Genomic DNA, 21,368 nt, shown 5'->3' with positions numbered 1-21,368 from the left:
CAGATTATTAGAGAAGCCCTTACCACTTCTCCCGATCCCAGTTTCCCCGAACCCCCAGGGCATCGTAAAGATCGGCCCAGGCTTCAGTCCATTGGGGCCGTTTTTCCCCGCCCCTCGACGATTCATCGGAAGCCCCGGGGTTCCATGCCTGCTGGGCTAAGCCCCAGAGCCGGGGAAACAGCATATACTCCAGGCGCTCTCTGGTTACCATGACCTCCGTCCAGATACATCCCTGCAGGCCAACAACATCCTTGGGGGGCTGCCATGCCAGGATGTCCCCCAGGGTACTCACGTTCGGGTCGAAGTGTTTGGGCCCGGGTTCCTCGGGGGCCGGAGACTGGGGATGGTCAAAATAAATCAGGGTCTCCGGGCAGGAAACCAGGGGGTACCCCCGGCCCCGGGCCCGGTCCACCGCATCGGCATGCCAGCAGAACAGGGTCGGCACCTTCGGTTGACCGGCCTCGGGTTGCCCCCCGGCGGGCTGCTTGGCCCCATGGTTCTTCGGAATTACCTCCAGGACATCGTCCCAGAGTTCCAGGTCAAAGCCCTTCTGTTCGGCTAGGTCGATGATTCGCCGTACGAACTCACCGTATAGCGCCCGCCGGGCGGGATGCTGTTCCCATTGATGGATATCCAGAATCTCCCGGTTCGGGGGCTGAATGCCCTGGGACTCTACCCACCCTCGGCAATCAGGGCAGTTCTGCCAGTTCAGCCCCAGACATTCGTCTCCGCCAAGATGGATCCGGGTGCTTCCGAAGGTCTTCGAAACGCTGTCCATCACCTTCTCGATGAATTGGTAGCTCCGTTCACCGGTGGGACAGATGGCCCAGGGATTGATACCCACATCCTGCCAGGGCCCCTGGGGTGTTTTCCCTTCCAGATGGCCGCAGGCCAATCCGGGTACCACCGCTGCCGCCGCCTGAATATGGCCGGGCAGATCAATTTCCGGTACCACGGTAATTCCCAGATCCCTGCTGCGGTGTAACACCGCCTGGATATCCTCCCGGGTATAGGCCCGGGAAGGATCGTCCTCTCCGGCGGGGCTTATGGGATTTGCCTGATCGTAGGCAAGCCCCCGGGATGCCCCGGCAACGGTCAACTCAGGAAAACCCTCAACGGGTACGCGCCAGCCCTGATCGTCCGTCAGGTGCCAGTGGAACCGGTTGAGCCCCACCAGGGCCATGTGATACAGGAGCTCCAGTACCACCTCCCGGGAGAAAAAGTGCCGGGAAACATCCAGATGCAATCCCCTGAGCTCAAACCGTGGAGCATCCTGAATCATGAGTCCCGGGGACCCGGCTTGGTTCCCTACCGTCCAGATCTTGTGCTTCAGAAACAGCGCAGCCTGTACAATGAGGGCAAATCCCCGGTTCAGAGCGCCGGTGCTGCCGGGATGCAGAACAGCCCGAACCCTGGGACCTTGATCCCCGGTTCCCGGCTGGAGCAGCAACCGACAGTCTTCCGCCCCTCCTCCCCCGGCGACTGGTCCTGCTGGAACGAGCCTCAGCAGGTCCTTGGCCTCTTGGGAATCCAAGGGAAGATGCCGAAGGGGAGTAAGGTAGTCCTGTACCTGAAAGCCCTCAGCCAGGGCAGTCAACCCCTCAGAATCGGGTTGTTCTCCTAGGAGAATTATCTCGGGGGCAAGATCGAGACTGGTCTGGGATACCGTCTTCGGCTTGGGTAAAAAAGGCAGAGTCGCCTCGGTGGTGCTCTTCATATAATCGTCCTCTCTCATTACCTGTCTTATCTGATGGTTTCGCTCCCTGGGGGGATACTATTTTTAGTTTGTTGGGTTTTCCCACCATCCTTGCCACTACAGTCTACGGCCTCTCCCTGGTTTTTGGCAAGAACTTTCCACCCGGCTATGTTTGCCCCGGCAAATGGCGTATACTTCAGAGATGACCACCGGCGACCATTCACCCTTCACCGCTCAGGTTCTTGCCGTCCTCCGGTCCATACCCCGGGGACGGGTTTTGAGTTACGGCGATGTTGCTGCATTATCCGGAAGCCCCCGGGCAGCCCGCCAGGTGGTCAGGATTCTATCCACCATGAGCACCCGGTATAATCTCCCCTGGCATAGGGTCATCGGGAAAGATGGCGCCATCCGCCTGCCCCGGGGGGGCGGGTATGAGGAACAAGAAGCTGAACTCCGATCCGAGGGAGTGGAGGTGGCTGAGGGGAAGGTAGACCTGGTTCGATTTCGGGCCGACATGGAAGAGGTACAGATCCGGTCACAGGGGATACAAAACCGATAGGTAGTGCGGAATAGCTTATACCATACACCCCATATGGCGGGGCTCAATGTACGCCGGCCCCAGGGGCAAGGTCGCGGATGGGGTACCGTTACAATCCTTCCACATAAAAATCAGATATCACCGGCGCTCCTAGGATTCTCCCCCCCGGTAATGGGGAAGCCCCAAGATGATCCGGCCCAAAAGCCGCCCGTAGTACTCAAGGTTCCTGCCGGTTTCCGCCAAGGCCTGGTCTAAACTCACCGCACCGGGGCTGATACTCATGGCAAGATCGAATTCCTCAAGCAGACTGTCCTGGCTGCCTTCTATGCTTCCGGAAACAAGAAACACCGGTATGCCCCGGCTTCGTGCCTGACGGGCGACATAGGCGCAGACCTTACCAGAAGCCGTCTGGGCGTCCGTCCTACCCTCCCCGGTAATCACCGCCTGTGCCCCGGCCAGGGCCCGCTCAAACCCTGAAAGGCCTCCGACCAGCTCGGCCCCGGAGGAACTCCGCGCCCCTACAAAGGCCCGAAGCCCCGCGCCAAGACCTCCCGCAGCGCCGTCCCCCGGCAGCTCCGACGCCACCATGCCCTGGTTCTTCCATACTTGAAACAGTGTTCCCAACCCCTCCTCCAAGCGTTCCACCATCTCCGGATCCGCACCCTTCTGGGGACCGAAGACCGGGGCGGCGCCCCGGGGGCCTAAAAGCGGACTCTGTACATCCGAGGCTATATCCACCCTCAGCCCCCTGAGGGCAGACGCGTTTCCGGGCTCTTCAATCCGGGCAATCCGGGAGAGGTTCGCTGCGTAGGGCTGCAATGGAGTACCCCGGGCATCGAGAAACCGGTAGCCCAGGGCCGCCGCCATGCCGATACCGCCGTCTACGGTGGCACTGCCTCCGATCCCGATGATGATCCGCTGCACACCCCGCTCCAGGGCATGGAGAATCATCTGCCCGGTTCCGAAGGTGGTGGCTTTCATGGGGTTATATTCCCCGGGAGAAAGCAGCTCGATTCCGCTGGATGCTGCCATCTCCATAATAGCAGTCCGGTTGTCGGGGCTCACATAGTAGGAAGCCAAAATGGGCCGCTCCAGGGGATCCAGAACCTGAACCTCCACTGCCCGGGCATTCATTCCCCGGGCCAGGATTCCGCTGGTTCCCTCTCCCCCGTCCGCCATGGGAAACCCCTGAATAGAAAACTGTACTCCTGCCGCCTCTGCTTCCCGGTTCAGGCCCCGGGCGAGGGCTTCGGAAACCTCGGCGGCGGAGAGGGCGTGTTTGAATGAGTCCGGTGCAATAAGTATGGTCATGACTGATTATTACCTCTTCCCAGGGAAAACCGCAGACGAAATACCACTGGTTGGCAGGAGGATAGGCGAAGTTCACCCCCGGGAAAGGATCCTGCAAGCTCCCGGGCTACCGATAATCCCAATCCGGTGCCCTCCCCCTCCGGCTTGGTGGTCACAAAGGGCTCAAAAATCTGATCCGACAACTCCTCAGGAACCGGTGGGCCATTGTTCTCAAACTCAATGTATCCAAACAGGTCGTCCGCGTAGCTGCGGATAAAAATCTGGGGTTCCTGTACCCTACCTTCTCGGAGGGCATACAGGGCATTGAGAATAAGGTTAAGGATGATTTGATTTAACCGGGAGGCAGCGCCCTGAATATCCGGGATACTGCCCAATTGAAGATCTACCCGTACCCCCTGGTTCAGTTCTGTCCCAAGGAGTTGAAGGGTCTGATGAATACACGCCATCGGGGAAAAGAACTCCACCGGCGCCGACGTTTTTCGCGCAAAATTGAGCATACTGCTGATAGTACCCTGAATTCGATCGAGACTTTCTTCACTTTCATGGAGTATTTCCTGAATGTCCCCAGCTGCAGTACTGTCTAGATGTGCCCGGGATCGATTGATAAGGATCTCAAGACTCCGCAGCCCGCTGGCAAGACTGCCCAGAGGGTTGTTGATCTCGTGGGCAATCCCCGCTGCGAGCTGACCGATACTTGCCAGTTTATCCTGGTGGAACATGGAAACCCTTACCTGCTCTAGCTGGCTCTGGAGACTATGCTGCTGGGTTACATCCTCAACGGTAATAATGAACCCCAAATCCCCTCCGGAACTGGGAGTGATGGTGGTCCCCCGGACACGGAGAAAGGCCTCGCCCACCTGCTGATCCGATGGATCTGCAGCAGAGTTTTGGAGCAGTTCATTCAACCCCAGCTCGGAAATACTTCGGCCCAGGCTCCCGGCGGAAATACCGACTAAATTCTCTGCAGCAGCATTAAAATCCACCAAACGCCAATCCCGGTCAAACACAAGCACTCCCTCATTGAGGGCCTGGAGAACCCGTCCCCGGGCAACAGGCATAATATTGAATAACCGGTGCCAATAGATGCCCATGTAAAAGAAAATACCCGCTGCAGCGAAGCTGACGGAGGTAAAATCCTTCCTGAGAAAATCAAGCACCCGAAAGACGTAGAGCAGGTTAAATATCAGGGGCACCACCACACCCAGAACCACCAAAATACTCTGTTTCCGGTAGAGCCCGGGTCCCCGAAAAAACGTCCAGAGTACAATGCCGCTGCCCCCGAGCATGAGGATGTAGGAGTAGACCCCGGTTACCCAAAAAAGGGGACCGTAGGTAGGTTTCATGGTTGTAAACCCGGCAATCTGAGGAAAATCCACCGTCGCCCAGAACCAGTGGTGCAGCTCGTTGGTAAATGCCCCGATGACCCCTGCCAGGGGTAACACCAGGAATACCAGGTTCCGCTTCCTCAGCACCACAGCCTCGTATCCTGAATAGGTGGCGGCGAAAATGAGCCAGGCAATAGGCATGCTGAGCTGGGAGAGATGCTGAAGCTTGGCAAACAGCAGGGTTCCCTCAGGGCTCGGCAGCACGAGCTCGGTTATATTGGACACCAACTGGAAGAGCACGATCCCGAGAAACCAGAGCAAAGCCTCGCCTACGGCTTCCTTCCGGTAAGGAAAAACCACACCGAAGGTCAGTAGCAATATTAAAGCTGAGAATGGCGCTAAGATTAGAAATGTTATATACTCCATCTTAGGTAAAAATTATAGTGCGGAGGACTTTAATGGTACAGAGCCAATCCAAGCCACTTCTGGTATTAGTGGATGATGATATCCAGGTGCTCCGAGCCCTGGAGCGGGAGATTCGTCTATCTTTAGACCATCTCGGCTTTGCCGTCCTGGGCTTTGACGACTCCCTGAACTGCCTGGACTTCCTTGAGGCTGAATCCTACCGGGTATTCCTGCTTATCAGTGATTTACGTATGCCCCGCATGCGGGGTAGCGACCTCTTGGAGAGGGTTCACCGTGATTTTCCTGAGATTCTTACCATCCTCTTAACCGCGTATGCCGACCTTCCAGATCTGCAAAAAGCAGTGTCTGCATCCATCCATGGACTCATTTTCAAACCATGGACATCGGATCAACTCCAGGCGGAGATCATCAAGGCCTGGGATATGTACCGGTTCCGGCGGGAACACCGCAGGATGGAAACCCAGCTCAAACAGCAGCTCCTGGACGCCGCCCAGTTCCAGCAGCAGCTATTCTCCGCACAGATTCCCGAAGACAGCCGGTACCGCTTCGATATCTGGTACCGTCCGGTGGATCAATACCAGGTTGGCGGCGACCTCTATGAGATCGTTCCCCTGGACAACGGCCGTATGCTCATCCTTCTGGGCGATGTATCGGGTCACGGCATAAAGCCTGCCTTGGTGGGAGCGATGGTAAAGACCCTGTACCAGGGCTTCCTCCTGGATCATTCAGGCCAACCCGCCGAGGATGCCCCCAGCCCCGCAGCCCTGGTTAGTCACCTAAACCGCGGAGTCTGTTCCCTCATGGGAGATAACCGGGACATCCTGGTAGCCTTTACAGCCATGGTCATCGATCCCGGCACCAATACCCTTACGGTATGCAGCGCCGGGCAGCCTCCAGTGTTTGTCCTCCGGGACGATTCGGCCATTCCTCTGGTCAGTAAGGATCCTGCACCGGGAATTATGCTGTCCAGCCGCTACCGAGATATTGACTATCCCCTGCTGACCGGCGACCGGGTTGTCCTCCTGACCGACGGGTTAATTGAGGACGAGAGCCAACAGAAACGCCTGAGCAGGGAACAGATGATGACAACCCTATTGCGTAACTCCGCCGGTCCCCTTTCAGCCAAGGCCCTCGCCAAGGGATTTCTTATGAGTTTGGGCAGTCCGGACTTTAAGGATGATTCCACCCTCATCGCCCTGGAGGTTCTTCCTGTAGCGGTAACCTCCTAGGGTCTGTTTTTACCCGGGGGTTATGGCCGCCAGTACCGCTTGCCACCGGGGTCCCGGTTCAGAAAACCGTACTCGATGAGGTATCGGCGGAGGGTCACATAGTCATCGAAGGCCTCTTGGAGGATATCATCCACCTCAGATTCCTTGTAATCTACTCCTTGCTCGAAGCGCCGCTGTAAGGCATCAAGGATTACCACCTTGTGCTTCTCCTTCTTTGGAAACTTCAGCAGCTTGCTTCCGTCCTTCCCTCCGAAATATTTAGCAATCAACTGGTCATGCTCTGCCGTGGTAATTATAGTTCTATCGTCCCGGACCTTGAGGGTGTCGGGATACTGAACAAAGCTCTCCTTATCCCGGGGAAGCAGGAGTTGGGCCACTGCAGCGAGGATTTTTGCTTCCCTACCCCGCTCTCGGAGGGAAAACCGGTGGTTCCGAATGGTTGAGGCGGCCTTACCGGTTATTTTCGCCACCTCCTGATCGCTCCTACCCTGGGCAAGCAAACCATAGACCTGGCGCTGAACCTCACTCAAACCGGATATGGCCGGGTCAAGGGATAACAACGCCTCCAGAGCCGATCCGTGTTGCTTTTGGATGTGGCGGTTCATGGCGTACACCGCCTGGGCAAAAGCCCCATCTTCCAAGGGATACACAAGCCCGGCAGTAAACCCCGCCTGACAAAATAGACATTGGTAGTTCCCGGTCTCACTGTTGTAGCGGTATCCCTGGAGAACCTCTTGGGAAGAGGCAGCGTTTATACCTGCAGCTGTGTTGGACATACGAATACTCCTTATTTTCAAAGAGTATCAAATGTTTTTACACTTTGTCTACTATTTTTAAGACGTTTTTTGTTTTTGTCTTGTTATTCTACTGTATTCGGCAAATACAAACTCCAGCTCGGCTCGATTTCGGATCAGGTACCCCCCCACCGATTCCTGCCCCAGGGGGGTGGAAAAATACCAGGACAATAGACGCGTGATTATCCCCATGGGAAGAAAGAAGGCAGTCATCTTGACGGGTGCTATAATAAACCGCGCCCGTAGCTGCTGGAAAAAATTCCTACGAATCTCCTTAACCACCCGTTTTAGTTCATTAGAGGATGTGCTCAGGGTTTCCAAGGAACCGCCGCAGCGGTCAAGAGCCAGCACGATGGGACGCATGACGCTGGTGTGGCTGATTTGCCACGACTCCATCTCGCTATGCATGATGGCGTACCAACCTCCCTGGCGAATTTGGCTGGTCAGAAAAATCAACCGGTTGGTGAGACGCCCTCCCATCTCCCCAAGGGTGGTGGTTAAGAGCGTGCAGGCCCATCCTCGATAAAATCGGAAATATATGACCGCTCCCTTCTTGTATCCTGCACAACCGGGATATCCGAAGGCAACCCGCCGGCCCATGGCCTGACGGAAGCGTTCAAATCCCCCTCCATTATTTCCAAAAATAAGGATATTCGGATACCGGGTCCGAACCAAGTCGGGAATTATCCCATCCAGCTGCTGGTTAGGCAGAGCTACTATCAGCCAATCGGTGACAGGCGATCCGACCAGGGTATCACGCACCTCGGGTTTCCACCGGGTGGGCGCCTCGGCATCCATATGGTGGACAATGAGACCCCACTGATCCAGCTCCGCCTTACGGTCCGGCCGGGCGACCAGGATCACATCGCATCCCGAGTTCAGCAGCACCGCTGTAATCAGGCTGCCCACCACACCTGCACCAAGGACGGTGATGGTCCACGGCCGCTTTTTGCTATCAACAAAAGGGGTTTGATCCCGGACGCGGGACTCCATGGGATCGCGCACCTGGTCGTGGCCCTTGGTGTGGTCGGTTTTTATCCAGATGGACGGTCGGTCTTTTCTACTGCCTGAGGGTTTTTGACCAGGATCCCCAGGGTTTTGGGAAGATTCCGCTTGCATATGCAGATAGTTTAGGGGCAAGTGTGGCAGCTGTCTATCAACAGCCGTCACCATTCCCTTTCAGGTTTTCCAGAGCCCGCAGGGCATCATCCGGAACCATTCCGGCAATGAGGTCGTCAATGTCGCCCTGACTGCTGTCCGAGCGGCGCTCGAAAGCCAGTTCTTCATTGGCAGCCCGCAACCGTCCGATTAGTCCGTAGATAATCATGAACAGGAACTTGATGCCCAGCTTTCCCCGCTCCTTGAGCAACGAAAAAAAGCCCGGCCGGGAAAGCACCAGAAGTTTGGCGCCGTCGGGGGCCTTCACATGGGCAGTGCGTTTAGCATTCACGAACAGGGCGGTCTCTCCAATGATCTCTCCCTCGCAGAGGGTGTCCACATAGGCGTTTTTTCCCGTACTGGCAGCACTGATCTCCACCACTACGGTCTGATCCACCACGATGAACATCTCATGGCCCATGGAGCCCTCCACGATCACCGTCTCGCCGGGCTCGTAGTGGCGCAGCTCGCAGAACCCCGTCAGCATCTCCAACTCCTCCCGGCTCAGGTGGGCCCCAAGCCGAGAGTTTTCCAGAGTTGGAATTATGGTATCAATATCTTTGGATATAACATTCATAACTTCCAGTATATATCAAGAAGCCCAATTCATGTACGGAAGTTTCGCAGCAATTTTCTTTACCCGGTCAGCGTTGGACATGAGCAAGGAGGTGCTGTCCCAGGTACCCTCCAGGAGGGCCTGCCGCCGGCTCTCGGGCATACTGACCTTTACGATCATGTCCGCCCCCCGGATTTCCAGGGTTTTTAGGTCCAGAGTGATTTCAATGCCCGGGTCATCCTGCACTTTTTTCTGCAAGGCCGCCACATCCTCGGGGGAAGCAGTAACCGCCGGGGTCCCAAGCATGATGCAGTTCCCGGCAAAAATCTCCGCGAAGCTCTCGGCAACCACCGCCTTGATGCCCCAGCGAACCAGGGATTGGGGGGCGTGCTCCCGGGAGCTACCGCAGCCGAAGTTGACATTGCTTATCAGGATGGAGGCACCCTGGTACTGTTCCTGGTTGAAGGGGTGATCCTTCTTCTGCCCCTCCGGGGTAAAGCGTTCATCGTAGAAGGGATACTCCCCCATCCTGCTGAAGGTTATTTCCTTGAGAAACCGCGCCGGAATAATCCGGTCCGTATCTATATCATCGCCCACCACCGGCACCGCGCGGCCGGTTATTTCTGTTACCTTGGACATGTGTTACTCCTTGTGTTTTGTATCTTCCGCGATCAGGCTACGCCCTGGACGGGATCCAGATCCCTGACATCCGTTACCTTTCCGGTAACTGCTGCCGCTGCCACCATGGCCGGGGACATGAGCAGGGTCCGTCCCGAGGGGCTGCCCTGGCGTCCGATAAAGTTCCGGTTACTGGAGCTTGCGCTGATCTGATCGCCCTTGAGCTGATCGGGGTTCATGGCCAGACACATGGAACATCCTGCCGCCCGCCATTCGAATCCCGCCTCCTGAAACACCCGATGCAGACCTTCTTCCATAGCCTGCTTACGGACCTGCATGGACCCCGGGACTACAAAGGCATGAACACCCTCGGCGACCTTCCGGCCCTTTACGACCTCTGCCGCCGCCCGCAAGTCCTCAATCCGGCCGTTGGTACAGCTCCCGATGAAAGCCACATCAATGGCGATATCGGTGGTCTTCTGCCCGGGCTTGAGCTTCATATGCTGGTAGGCCAGCTCGGTACTGGTGCGCTCGCCTCCTTGGGGCATGGCTGCCGGATCGGGCAGGGCCTGGCTGATTCCCACACTCTGCCCCGGGGTGATGCCCCAGGTTACCATGGGTTCTATATCCTGGGCGTCGAAAACCACCACCTCGTCGTATTGGGCATCTGAATCGCTGGCAAAACCCTTCCAGGTTTCCACTGCTGCATCCCATTCCGCGCCCTTGGGGCTGTACTCCCTGCCCTTCAGGTAATCGAAGGTGGTTTGGTCGGGATTCACATACCCGGCCCTGGCGCCGCCCTCAATGGACATATTACAAACCGTCATCCGGCCTTCCATGGTCATGGAGTCGAAAACCTCTCCGGCGTATTCGTAGGCAAACCCGATGCCGCCCTTAACCCCAAGACGGTTGATAATAAACAGGGCCACATCCTTAGGGGTAACCCCGGGCCGGAGCTGGCCGTTTATCTCGATCCGCCGCACCTTGAGGGGATCCATAGCCAGGCATTGGGTTGCTAAGACGTCCCGCACCTGGCTGGTTCCGATGCCGAAGGCAAGGGTTCCGAAGGCTCCATGGGTCGAGGTATGGGAATCTCCGCAGGCAATGGTCATGCCCGGCTGGGTGAGCCCGAGCTCGGGTCCGATGATGTGAACTACGCCTTGCTTGCCGGTTTCAAAGTTGAAGAAGGGTACTCCGAATTCCTTGGTATTTTTTTCAATGGCCTGCATCATCAGTTCCGCCTGGGAATCTCCGAAGGGCCGGGACTGGCTGAGGGTAGGCACGATATGGTCCATGGTCGCAAAGGTCCGCTGGGGGTAGGCTACCTTCAGGCCCCGTTCTCTGAGCATATCAAATGCTTGGGGACTGGTTACCTCATGAATCATGTGCAGCCCGATAAAGAGCTGAGTCTGCCCAGTGGGCAATGTTGTTACGGCATGGGCATTCCATACCTTGTTGTACAATGTTCCTGTTGCCATTGCGTACCTCCTGCAATTCATTGGCTGATGGTTGGACAGAGTGTACTCCCCCGGGTTATATTTGTAAAAGATATTGTTTCTATATTATATATAGGATTTGCCTATGGAAATACATCAACTCAGGTACTTTTTAGCGGTGGTACAAACCGGCTCCTTCACCAGGGGTGCCGAACGGGCAAATGTAAGCCAACCCTCCTTATCGGCCCAGATTGCCAAGCTGGAGGATGAGCTCGGCGGGGTCCTGTTCGAACGCGGACGCCAGGGTGCCCGGCTGACCGCCCGGGGAAGACTGCTTCACACCAGGGCAGGTGAAATCATCCACCAGCTTGAGCGGGTTCAATTGGAAATGGAGGAGCTGGAGGGTCTGCGGCGTGGCGGAATCCATCTGGGCTGCCTACCGGCAACAGGCACATATCTGCTCCCGCCCCTGCTCCAATCCTTTACCAATACCCATCCGGGGCTGGAGGTAGAACTGACCGAGGCAAGCTCTCCTGGCCTTGCGGGGGCGCTTCGGAACTTCGAGGTGGAGATGGCTATTACCGATGAGGCGGGACTGGGGCCGGGCCTTGAGGCGGACACCCTCTTTACCGAGCCGGTTATTCTTGCCCTGCCCCTGGGGCACCATCTTGCCGGGCCCGGACTTGCCGGCCCCGGGGTTTCCCTGGAGGAACTTAAAGACGATTCCTTCATCATGATGAAACAGAGTCACGGATTCCAAAAGATTATCCGGGAGAGCCTAGAGGGTGCGGGCGTTCAGCCCCGGGTAGTGCTGGAGAGCGGGGAAATCGAGACAATCCAGGGTCTGGTTGCCGCCGGGCTGGGGATCGGCTTGGTTCCCCGGATGATTCGCCGGGATACCGGCCTGGCATATCGGTCTATTTCCGGACCGAACAGCCCTTCCCGTACCCTCTTTCTTCTGTACCGTGCCCTGGATTCCCTGAGCCCCGCGGCCCGGGCACTTCGCCAGACCGCCCTAAGGGTTCTGCGCAACTGGCCTTCCCAGAGCCGGGGATAACCCGCCCAGCCATCCCCCGGAAGGGTGTCAGACGGCTCGGATGGTTGCTCGTTTCCTAGGTGGCGGGTTTCCGGGGCGTCTGTTTCGAGGCGTCGTCGCCCTCAGGTCCCGGGTGCTCCGGTTCGTCAAAAACAACCAGGGTACCCCCCAGATCGATGACATCCCCGGATTCCAGGGGTCGCCGGCTGGTTTTCTTATTGTTCACCCGGATGCCGTCCTCACTGACCACGGTGTATTGGTGCTTACCCGGATCGTAGACTACTGTAGCGTGATGGGGTTTGGTGTTCGGTGAACCGACCAGGGTTACATCGTCGGCATCACTGGAGCCGATAATGGTTTCCTCGGGTCCCAGGGCGAACATCCTCGTACTACCCTTCCCCAAGATTTCAAGGTTTGGAGACTTCCAGCGGTTTAAAAACCGCAGCCGGGTCAATACCAGCCACACCGCCAAGCTGACCAGCACCGCCCCGAGCCCCACCCAGGGACTTAGGCCCCCGGGAATTCCCAGAAGAGTCCCGGAGAAGTACTCCCGCTGGGCCCAGGCCGCATCCGCGTTCCGGGCCGCATCCGCGCCCCCGGCCACGGCACCGCTGCCGGTTCCCTGCCCGGCCGCTCCGTCCGCCGCAGCAGACCCGGAGCCTGTCTCCGCACCACCGGGCGCCCCGCTCCCGGGCAGGTACTCAACCCGGATAGTACGCCTGGGGGAAGGAATCATGGCCGCCCGGTAGCTCAAGGAGTATTCCCGCAGCACCTGCTCCCGGATATCCCGGTACACCCCGGCAAGCTCGGCGGAATCCGAGGCGTTGTAGACCTCACCCCCAGCCTGAGCAGTCAGGGGAACCAGACTCTGTTCCCACACAGGGCCGTATCCCACGGCGAAGAGGGAAACCCCGGCGCGTTGAAGCTCCTGCACCCCGTCATCCATGGTAAAAATTCGGTCGCCGAAGAGGGGATGGGGCTGCCCCTCACCGTACCGGTAGGGAAGATTCTCCCCGTCGGAGAGCACAATAATCACCTTCCGTCGGGGACCGCTCTCCAGGGCACCGGAAAGACGGCTTATCGCCGCATACAATTCCGTGTATCCATCCGCCCTGGCCGGCCGCTGGATCTCCCCCAAGGCCCGGCGAAGAAGCCCGGGGTCATCCGTCGGAGGAGTCAGGGTATCGATGTAGGTATTAAAGGTGTAGATACCCGCCCGGTCCCTGGGCAACGCGAGGTTATCCAAAAACCGGATCAGAGCGCTGCGGACCTGAGCCATCCGCATGGCAGCCGGATCCTGGGTGGTCTCTCCGTCGATGGTTTCGTACATGCTCCCCGAATTATCCACCAAAAGGTAAAAATCAATTCCCTGTTCCCCGGATGAATAGGTGTTAAACCCCGTCAGGGGTACGGGAATGAAGTTCTCACCATCCCCGGACTCGTACACCCGCAGATCCTGGGTGCTCAGCCGGTTTACCGGAAACCCCTGGTCATCCCGGATACTCAAAAACAGCCCCACCTCCTGGCGGGTCAAAAGCCGGGAGGTGTCCACTTGGCCGATGGTAACTTCCTGGGCATGAAGGTTCAGGGGGATTCCAATGCCCAAGGGCAGAATCACCGCCAGGATAACCAGGACCTGTTTAAAAAACAGCTTGGCTCTTCCGATCTTCAGTACATCATCGAACTTCAATAGCCGCTGATCCGTCAGATCATCGTTAACCACCACAGTGCCCCCGGCTTCCGCCGGCTCCAGATACAGCTCACCCCGGCGTAGATGGATGAGGGCATGCACAGCCTCCACATCCCGGTACCCCTCTAATAACACATCGCAGCGTGCATCGCTGCCGATACGGATCAAGCGTTGATTCAGGATAAATTCCTTCCCCTTAAAGGGACCGTTCAGCACCCGCAGGGCCCCGTAGGATAAACTACGCTCCACAAGCCCGTAGGACAGACCGATACATCCCCCGAACACCGTCAAGCCCACCAGGGTTCCCAGGGCAGCTCCGGGAAGCAAGATACTCAGGGCCTCCAATACCACCCCCCCGAAGAGTCCGCCGGTGAACCCGCCCAGCATACCGATTCCGGACTTCCTCAGACTCCTGGCACGGACCCCCTCCACGGCTCCCACGAAGAGCCCCAAAATACTCCAGCCCAAAGCCCGGGAAAGGGTCAGGGCCCAGCCCCGGATCTGGGAACTGCCGGTGAAGATTAATTCACCCAGAACCATAAACAGCCCCTGGGCTGAGAGAAACCCTAGGGCGCCTCCCACCAGTCCGAGGACCGCACCGGCCCCGGCTCCCTGGGCGATCCGGAACCAGCGCCCGGCAATTATACCATCGGCGGTGCCGAAAAAGGTTCCGTAGGTGAGCCCCAGGGCGGCGCCGCTCACCAGACTGAAGAGCAGATACCCGGGAAAGCGCTCCTGAACCCCCAGGAGAAACTCCATGAGCGGCCAAGCCGCCGTCCCCGCCAAGATCCCCAGGGCCAGGATCATCAATCGCCGTTTTACCAATGACATACCGTTCATCCTCCCATATTCCGCCGTCAATCCTCGGACTAGTACCTAGTTCCGGCCGGCAGCTAACACCACATCAATTCTCTGGGTTGGTTCCAGGGTAAACACCTGCTCCCAAAACCCCCCGTCCTCCTGGTACCCCAGGGTGTAGGTCCCCGGGGCAAGGACCAGGGTTAGTTCACCCCCGGCTTCCAAGGCGGGGATTCTGCGGAACTCCGGATCCCGTCCACCCTCCAGGTACCGGCTGCTGCCGTTTAACACCAGCTGGCGCCGGCCGTTCCCGGCCCCGGGCCATGAAACCCGCACCGTACCCGGCCGGGGTTCCAGGGATGCATCAATGATGACCCTTCGCTGGCCTACCAGGGTGGAGAGCTCTACCCGGGAACTAAAGTACCCCGCCATTTGTATGAGCAACTCCAGATCCTCCCCACTCATCCCCCCCTTCAGGAGGGTTATCCTGGCGTCCCGGCTCAGGATTATCCCCGTCCGGCCGTCCCTGACCCGGGGAACGATCTCCAAGACGGCGGGTTCAGGCTCGGGCAGTTGGAACCGGACCCGCTGATTCCAGCCGGCCTCCCGCCGGGGCAGAATCCTTAGGGAGCGGACCACCAGCCCCTCGCCCACCCCCACCTGGAGGGTGTAATCCCCGGCGGGCACAAAGCTGAGGGCGGAAACGAACTCCAAACCGCCGTCCGCCCCGGGCCGCCCGCCGAGATGGACGGGGATCGCCCGAGCCCGGCCTTCCTGGAGGTCCTCAGCCCCCGCTCCGGAGTCTGGACCGGCAGCCGAAGCTTCCGGCGGGGTTCCGACCCCGGGATCCCCGGCAGTTTCCGGCTGGTAGGATCCCAATTCATTCAGGCCAAGGGGGATGAGTTGCCCCTGAATGGTTCCGGGCAGGGACCCTGGCAGCTCGTACTGCCGGGGCACCTGGATGACCATGGATACCCCGCCGTACCGGGAGGGAAACAACAGCCCCCGGTGGTACCCCCGGTAGAACAGCATGGATACCAAACCGAGAACTCCCACCACCAAAAGAGAAACCGTAACCAGCTTTGTGATGCTCGCCGGCCGCCGGGGAGGCGGCGGATTCTCATCCGCCAGATAGGATGCAATGAGGGGGGCGTACTCCTGGGGCCGCTTATGGGATTCCCGGGTGCCCAGGTACTGCTCTACCCGGTTCATCATGCCCCGGAGGGTGGAGAACCGCCGGTTTTTCCGGGCATGCATGGCTTTTTTGATCAGGCGGTTTACGAAGGGGCTGACCCGGGGGTTTACCCGGGCAGGGGCCCTGTACCGGCCCCGCTGGATGAGCTGCAGGGTTTCGGGGGTGAAGCTGCCGGGAAAGGGCTTTTTACCGGTAACCGCCTCGTACAGCAGCACCCCGAGGCTGTAGATATCCGCCCGGGCATCCACCGTCCGGGAGCTGTGGAACTGTTCCGGGGCCATGTAGGAAGGAGTACCCAGGGTCATGCCGTCCTGGGTCAGGGCCGCCTCGCCCTCCCCTCCCCGGACCGAGGCAATGCCAAAATCCACCAGCTTCACCTGGCCGGAGCGGGAAATGAGAATATTTCCCGGCTTAATATCCCGGTGCACCACCCCCCGGGCATGGGCGTAGTCCAGGGCCCGGCAGGCCGCCAGAAAAATGGGCAGGGCAATGTGCTCGGGCAGGTAGCGTTCCCGCTCAATCAGGGCGTCCAGGGAAATACCGTCGATGTACTCCTGCACGATGTGGTACCAGCTTCCCTCCCGGAAATGATCGAAGACATCCACGATGTACTCGCTTTTAAAGTCGATCATAATCTGGGCTTCCCGGCGGAAGCGTTCCACGACCCCGGGATTCCCCCGCATGGTCAGGCGCTTGATGACCACCGGCCGTCCCAGGGTAGGATGCTCCGCCTTAAACACCTCCCCCATGCCGCCCCGGGCGATCAGGGATTGTACCTTGTATTTGCCTATCGATTCGGGAATCTGAGCCATATCCTATCCTTCTGCGGTTTCTTCGTTCTGGTTATCTAGGGTGATTATATCCTTGTGGGCATCAAAAACACCCCCGGCATGTACCCGGATAATCTGCCGGCGGCCGGGGTTATGAAATTGAACAAAGCGTCCCCCGGCCCGGAGGGCGAAATCCTCGGCTACAGGACGGTGGCCCCCGAAATACCAACCCGGCAGCTCATCACTGGGCAGATACTCCTCCAGCATCCGGGAAACACTGTCCTCCCGGGCCCTCCCGTTGTCGGTCCAGGTCAGACCTAAAATCAGGGAGTGGTTATCCCGGTAATCGATTACCTCCCGGGGCGAAAAGAACTCCCTGGGTTCGGCATGGCTGATAAGGAACCCCCTGCCCCGGGCCAGAAGGGGATATCCGTGCTCCACCCTGGCGAAGGATGCCAGAACCTCCGGAGCATAGAACTGCTGCATCCATTCCAGCACCATGGCGCCCTCATAGGCGTATTTTCCGAAGGGCAGGTTTCCCCTGCCGTTCTCATTCAGGATGTTCTCATGGTTTCCCTTGAGTAGGTGAACGCTCCGGGGAAAGGCGATTTTCAGGGTGAGCAGGACTGCTACGGTCACCAGGTTCTCCCGCATCTCGGCATCCATGTTAGCATGGCGTTTGAATCCCCCTATAAACTCATCCAAGGCCAGCTGCCACCGCCGGGAAGCCCGTCCCTCGGCATGGACATAATCACCCAGGCATACCAGCTGCAATTGCCCCGCATGAATCTGCTCCAAGACCGGCCCCCTGCCGTCCAGTTCCAGACCCAACAGGGCCAACACCAAACCGTAACGGCCGTGAATATCCGGAACAATCAGGGTCGGAAGCTCCCGGTCCAACTCCACCAGACCCCCGGACTCTCCCCGGGAATCCCGGGGCCGGTAGTCTTCAGCCTCGTGGTAGAGCAGAGCCTCGGCCTGCTGCAAGAGCGCCAGATACGCTCCCTCCTCGGGAAGCTGCTTCCCGTCGGTAAGGCTCTGAACACGATTCAGAATCTCAGGCCAGGGGGGAGGCGGGTTCCAATTCGGTAGGGGATCGAGGGAAGGATTGATGGGTTACTCCAGAATGATGGTCTTATTGACCTCGACAAACCCTTCGGTAAGGATCTGGGTTGCATCCCCTAGGAGTAATGACTGCTCCTCGGGAGACAAATCGCCTCGGGGTACGGCAATTTTATACACCGCCGAGCTCCTCTGGATGGGGCCGGAGGTAAAGACCACCGGTTCATCCATGGTGACATCCTGTTCCAGCCGAGAATCCTCCTTGGATGCCTTATCGGGTACATCCCGGCGAAGACCGATGCTGGTATATTCCGCACTCCTGGATTGACCGTCCAGAGGACCCAGGGTAATAAGAGATCCCGAATAGGTCAGAACTAGGGCACCCCGGGCATCATCCTGGGGCAGAACATCGACCTCTTCCATGTCGCGATCCAGGGTCTGGGCGGTAAAAAGCTCCATCTTCTCGACCCATCCCTGGGCGAGCTGCTCAAGTGACTCGTCGGTAGCCGACAAGCCGGAAGTCCTTATAATCCCCCGTAAATGCTGCTGTACCGCCTCGGGCACCTGGTCAAAAAATGCTGCCATTTGATCCTCCGTGGGTTTTCCTGTAGTGTAACCCCAGTTACTCCATGATACAATGCCCTAGGACCCGCCGGGGCTCCTCCGATCCCGGGTGGGCCCTGCATAACCAGAACCGAGACCAGACCAAGGACCAGGTATGAATAAAACACTCTTTTCCCTCATCAGACGATCCGGCCTGCCGATTCGGGGCAAGGTCGGTTTAGCGTTAAGCGGCGGGGCTGCCAGGGGATTTGCCCATATCGGGGTGCTCAAGGCCTTGGATGAGGCGGGGATTGTTCCGGATGTGGTGGCGGGTACCAGCGCTGGGAGCCTGGTGGGAGCCCTCTACTGTGCCGGTCTGGACTGGAAACGGATTCTGCACATCGCTAAGGAGCTGGAGTGGCGGAAACTGGTGGATTTAACCCTACCCCAGAAGGGATTAGTAAAACCAGAAGGAATCCGGGAACTGGTGCACCAACTCACCGGAGACAAAAAAATAGAAGATCTGAAGATTCCCTTCCGGGCTGTGGCAGTGGATCTGGTGAATGGCCAGGAGGTGGTGTTCTCTTCGGGGAGTCTCAGCGAGGCGGTACGGGCCAGCTGCTCAATTCCCGGAATTTTCGTGCCCCTGGAATCCAACGGCCGTATGCTGGTGGACGGCGGGGTACTAAATAATCTTCCTGCAGACCAAACGGTGGAAATGGGAGCAGATTTTGTCATTGGGGTGGATTTGAACCGGGAGGCAGAGAACACCGGCAGACCCCCCAGAAATGTATTGGAGGTCATGCTGCGCAGCACCATGCTGCTCATGGCCGGAACCTCTGCAGCAGGCATTGCCGCCAGTGATCTGGTCATTCAGCCCGATCTGCGGAGATTTACCTACCACGATCTGAGTCCCATCGACGAGATGGTAGACCGTGGATACACAGCCGCTCGGGACGCACTAACAAAGGCAAAGCTTCCCCGGGCGTACACCGCCTAGGCGGTTGAAACAACGAAGAAACGAGATAACACATGAGTGAAAACAAACAGAGCCACCAGAGTGGCGCAAAAACAAGGATCCGCGGGGTCCTGTCCCTGCACAACCGGGGATTCGGCTTTCTCCTTGTCCCGGGCGGGCAGGATGTATTTATTCCCCTGGACAATATCGGCGGAGCCCTGGACGGCGATACCGTGGAGGCCGAGGTAACTGCCCGGCCGAAGAGCAAGAATCCCATCGGCCGTATTATTTCCGTGGTCTCCCAAGGCAGAAACGAGTTTGTCGGGATTTATAAGAACGCCGGAGGCCGCCAGGAGGTCCTTCCCGAGGAGGATTCCCTTACCCGGCCGATTCGGGTAACCAAGCCCGGCAGGGCGAAAAACGGCCAGGTGGTAGTGGTCAGCCGGTCCGGAGAGATAACCGACGTGATCGGATACCCCGATGAGACCGGGGTGGATTTACAGATGGTGGCCCGGTCCAAGGGTCTGCCCAAGGAGTTCCCGCCGGAGGTACTGGCCTACACCCGGGGTATTTCCGAGCCGAATTTCCGGAAGCTCAAAAAACACCGCCTTGATCTGCGAAAAGAACTATGTTTTACCATCGACCCGGTGAGCGCAAAGGATTTTGATGATGCGATTTCTCTCCGGCAGCTGCCCAGCGGCATGTTCGAGCTGGGGGTTCATATTGCTGACGTGAGTTACTACGTGGGCGAGGGCAGTCCCCTGGATGCCGAGGCGCGCCGCCGAGCCACCAGCGTGTATTTTGTAGATCACGTCATTCCGATGCTGCCCGAGCGCCTGGCGAATGAATTATGCAGCCTCCGGCCCGATGAGGACAAACCGGCCTACAGCGTCCTTATGACGATCAACAGCCGGGGCGATGTGGTGGACTACAGCATCAGAGAAACCATAATCCGGAGCAAACGGCGGTTCACCTACCAGGAGGTGGAAGACATCCTGGACGGCGCCCACAATCCCCTGGGAAAGACCATCCACCTGCTGCAAATGATCAGTCTTCTGCTCCGCCGCCGGCGGGAGGAGGACGGCAGCATCGACTTCGATGCCACTGTGCCGGTAATCACCCTGGACGCCAACGGTATTCCCTCGGAGGTACGTCCCAGCCAGCGGCTGGATGCCCACCGGTTAGTGGAAGAGTGTATGCTGGTGGCCAACCGGACTGTCGCCCGGCACGTCCAGGCCCTGGGAAATCCGCCCTTCGTTTACCGGGTTCACCAGCGCCCCACTCCCGAGGATGCCAAGGCCTTCCTGGACCTGCTTAAGGCCCAGGGTATTGCCTACCGGACTCCGGGCGGCGAGCTGGAAAGCGAGGATTACCGGAAACTGCTGGGCATTATCGAAAACCTGGATTTTAAAGATCTCATTGAAAAGGTCGCCCTCCGGTCCATGACCAAGGCGGTTTACAGCACCGAAAACACCGGACACTTCGGTCTGGCCTTCGATGCCTACACCCACTTTACCTCGCCGATCCGACGCTACCCCGACCTAGTGATCCACCGCCTCCTGAAGAAGTATGCCCTGGTTGAAAAACCCAGGGCAGATAAAAAGGCCGAAGCCGAGCTCCAGCAGATCTGTGAAAACTCCACGGCCATGGAAATCCGCGCCACTGAGGCCGAGAGGGAATACACCCGTATCAAGTCCATGCAATTTCTCAGCTCCCGGGTGGGAGAAAGCTACGAGGGTATTATCTCCGGGGTAACATCCTTCGGGATCTTTGTGCAGCTCAAGGACTTTTTGATCGACGGTCTGGTTCACGTATCCGAGATGAAAGACGACCGGTACGAATTGGACAAGGAGCAGTATCAGCTTACCGGCCAAAGCACCGGGAAGGTGTTACGCCTGGGCGATCCAGTACAGGTAACCATCGCTCAGGTTTCCGTGGAGGACCAGAAGGCAGATTTCAGGCTGGTAGACCCCGCTCAAACACCTTCCAAGGTCTCCGCCGTACCCCGCCGGGAAGGGAGGAAATCCTCCCGGGCACCGGGCAGAACACCCGCCACACCACAGCGCTCCTCCGGCAAGGGGGGTACCGGGAAGAAGAACCAAGCCACCCCTGCCGGAACCCCCGAGAGCCCGAAGAAACGCCCTCGGCGCCGGAGGAAGACCGGCGGCTGATACCCGACTCAGGGCTGATACCCGGCCTTGGGGTAGGGACCGTTTGGCAGCGCACCCG

Annotated in this window: 17 protein-coding genes; 5 read left to right on the top strand and 12 right to left on the bottom strand. The window is 58.4% G+C overall.

Features of this window, described 5'->3' with window-relative positions; all coding sequences use genetic code 11:
- Window positions 1-19: 19 nt before the first annotated feature.
- Window positions 20-1,717, bottom strand: coding sequence for a family 20 glycosylhydrolase (locus DC28_RS07730; protein WP_037547471.1), 1,698 nt, complete (start codon window positions 1,715-1,717; stop codon window positions 20-22).
- Between the two features lie 181 nt (window positions 1,718-1,898).
- Between DC28_RS07730 and DC28_RS07725 the strand changes: the two genes are divergently transcribed.
- On the top strand, window positions 1,899-2,255 hold the full coding sequence (locus DC28_RS07725; protein ID WP_037547469.1) for an MGMT family protein: 357 nt from the start codon (window positions 1,899-1,901) through the stop codon (window positions 2,253-2,255).
- A 129-nt stretch (window positions 2,256-2,384) separates the two neighbouring features.
- On the opposite strand, the gene DC28_RS07720 is transcribed toward DC28_RS07725, so the two are convergent.
- On the bottom strand, window positions 2,385-3,545 hold the full coding sequence (locus tag DC28_RS07720; RefSeq protein WP_037547467.1) for a glycerate kinase: 1,161 nt from the start codon (window positions 3,543-3,545) through the stop codon (window positions 2,385-2,387).
- On the bottom strand, window positions 3,542-5,296 hold the full coding sequence (locus DC28_RS07715; protein WP_081942055.1) for a histidine kinase N-terminal 7TM domain-containing protein: 1,755 nt from the start codon (window positions 5,294-5,296) through the stop codon (window positions 3,542-3,544). Before DC28_RS07715 ends, DC28_RS07720 begins: the two co-directional genes overlap by 4 nt.
- A gap of 32 nt (window positions 5,297-5,328) precedes the next feature.
- On the opposite strand from DC28_RS07715, the gene DC28_RS07710 reads away from it, so the two are divergent.
- Window positions 5,329-6,525: a PP2C family protein-serine/threonine phosphatase gene (locus tag DC28_RS07710; protein WP_037547463.1), complete on the top strand. Its 1,197-nt coding sequence runs from the start codon at window positions 5,329-5,331 to the stop codon at window positions 6,523-6,525.
- Between the two features lie 20 nt (window positions 6,526-6,545).
- Here DC28_RS07710 and DC28_RS07705 read toward each other — a convergent pair whose 3' ends face one another.
- The 5 genes from DC28_RS07705 to leuC are packed head-to-tail and all read right to left on the bottom strand — an operon-like array spanning window position 6,546 to window position 11,129.
- On the bottom strand, window positions 6,546-7,301 hold the full coding sequence (locus tag DC28_RS07705) for a DUF2087 domain-containing protein (RefSeq protein ID WP_037547462.1): 756 nt from the start codon (window positions 7,299-7,301) through the stop codon (window positions 6,546-6,548).
- Between the two features lie 57 nt (window positions 7,302-7,358).
- Window positions 7,359-8,438, bottom strand: coding sequence for a ketopantoate reductase family protein (locus tag DC28_RS07700; RefSeq protein ID WP_162180211.1), 1,080 nt, complete (start codon window positions 8,436-8,438; stop codon window positions 7,359-7,361).
- Between the two features lie 37 nt (window positions 8,439-8,475).
- Window positions 8,476-9,054 (bottom strand): cyclic nucleotide-binding domain-containing protein, encoded by a 579-nt coding sequence (locus DC28_RS07695; RefSeq protein WP_037547458.1) that lies wholly within the window; start codon window positions 9,052-9,054, stop codon window positions 8,476-8,478.
- Between the two features lie 15 nt (window positions 9,055-9,069).
- Window positions 9,070-9,672, bottom strand: coding sequence for a 3-isopropylmalate dehydratase small subunit (leuD, locus tag DC28_RS07690; protein ID WP_037547456.1), 603 nt, complete (start codon window positions 9,670-9,672; stop codon window positions 9,070-9,072).
- Window positions 9,673-9,704: 32 nt separating this feature from the next.
- Complete coding sequence (gene leuC, locus DC28_RS07685; RefSeq protein WP_037547454.1) at window positions 9,705-11,129, bottom strand: 3-isopropylmalate dehydratase large subunit; 1,425 nt, start codon at window positions 11,127-11,129, stop codon at window positions 9,705-9,707.
- A 103-nt stretch (window positions 11,130-11,232) separates the two neighbouring features.
- On the opposite strand from leuC, the gene DC28_RS07680 reads away from it, so the two are divergent.
- Window positions 11,233-12,144, top strand: coding sequence for a LysR family transcriptional regulator (locus DC28_RS07680; RefSeq protein WP_037547452.1), 912 nt, complete (start codon window positions 11,233-11,235; stop codon window positions 12,142-12,144).
- A gap of 55 nt (window positions 12,145-12,199) precedes the next feature.
- Here the strand turns inward: DC28_RS07680 and DC28_RS15455 are convergent, their stop codons facing one another.
- The 4 genes from DC28_RS15455 to DC28_RS07660 all read right to left on the bottom strand — a co-directional run bounded on the left by DC28_RS15455 (window position 12,200) and on the right by DC28_RS07660 (window position 18,223).
- Entirely contained in the window at window positions 12,200-14,644 is a 2,445-nt protein-coding gene (locus DC28_RS15455) for an FHA domain-containing protein (protein ID WP_052078609.1), read from the bottom strand.
- Window positions 14,645-14,689: 45 nt separating this feature from the next.
- Window positions 14,690-16,618, bottom strand: a complete 1,929-nt coding sequence (locus DC28_RS07670; RefSeq protein WP_052078608.1) for a serine/threonine-protein kinase — start codon at window positions 16,616-16,618, stop codon at window positions 14,690-14,692.
- 3 nt (window positions 16,619-16,621) lie between these two features.
- Entirely contained in the window at window positions 16,622-17,563 is a 942-nt protein-coding gene (locus tag DC28_RS07665; protein WP_052078607.1) for a metallophosphoesterase, read from the bottom strand.
- A 129-nt stretch (window positions 17,564-17,692) separates the two neighbouring features.
- Window positions 17,693-18,223, bottom strand: a complete 531-nt coding sequence (locus DC28_RS07660) for a hypothetical protein (protein WP_037547448.1) — start codon at window positions 18,221-18,223, stop codon at window positions 17,693-17,695.
- Between the two features lie 133 nt (window positions 18,224-18,356).
- Between DC28_RS07660 and DC28_RS07655 the strand changes: the two genes are divergently transcribed.
- A complete protein-coding gene (locus DC28_RS07655) occupies window positions 18,357-19,181 on the top strand; it encodes a patatin-like phospholipase family protein (protein ID WP_052078606.1) in 825 nt (274 codons plus the stop codon).
- Between the two features lie 32 nt (window positions 19,182-19,213).
- Complete coding sequence (rnr, locus tag DC28_RS07650) at window positions 19,214-21,310, top strand: ribonuclease R (protein ID WP_052078605.1); 2,097 nt, start codon at window positions 19,214-19,216, stop codon at window positions 21,308-21,310.
- Window positions 21,311-21,368: the final 58 nt, after the last annotated feature.

The sequence above is a fragment of the Spirochaeta lutea genome (assembly GCF_000758165.1).
GTDB classification, from domain to species: domain Bacteria; phylum Spirochaetota; class Spirochaetia; order DSM-27196; family Salinispiraceae; genus Spirochaeta_D; species Spirochaeta_D lutea.
The sequence above is the reverse complement of the archived record's forward strand: the minus strand, read 5'-3'. Positions and strand labels throughout refer to the sequence as shown.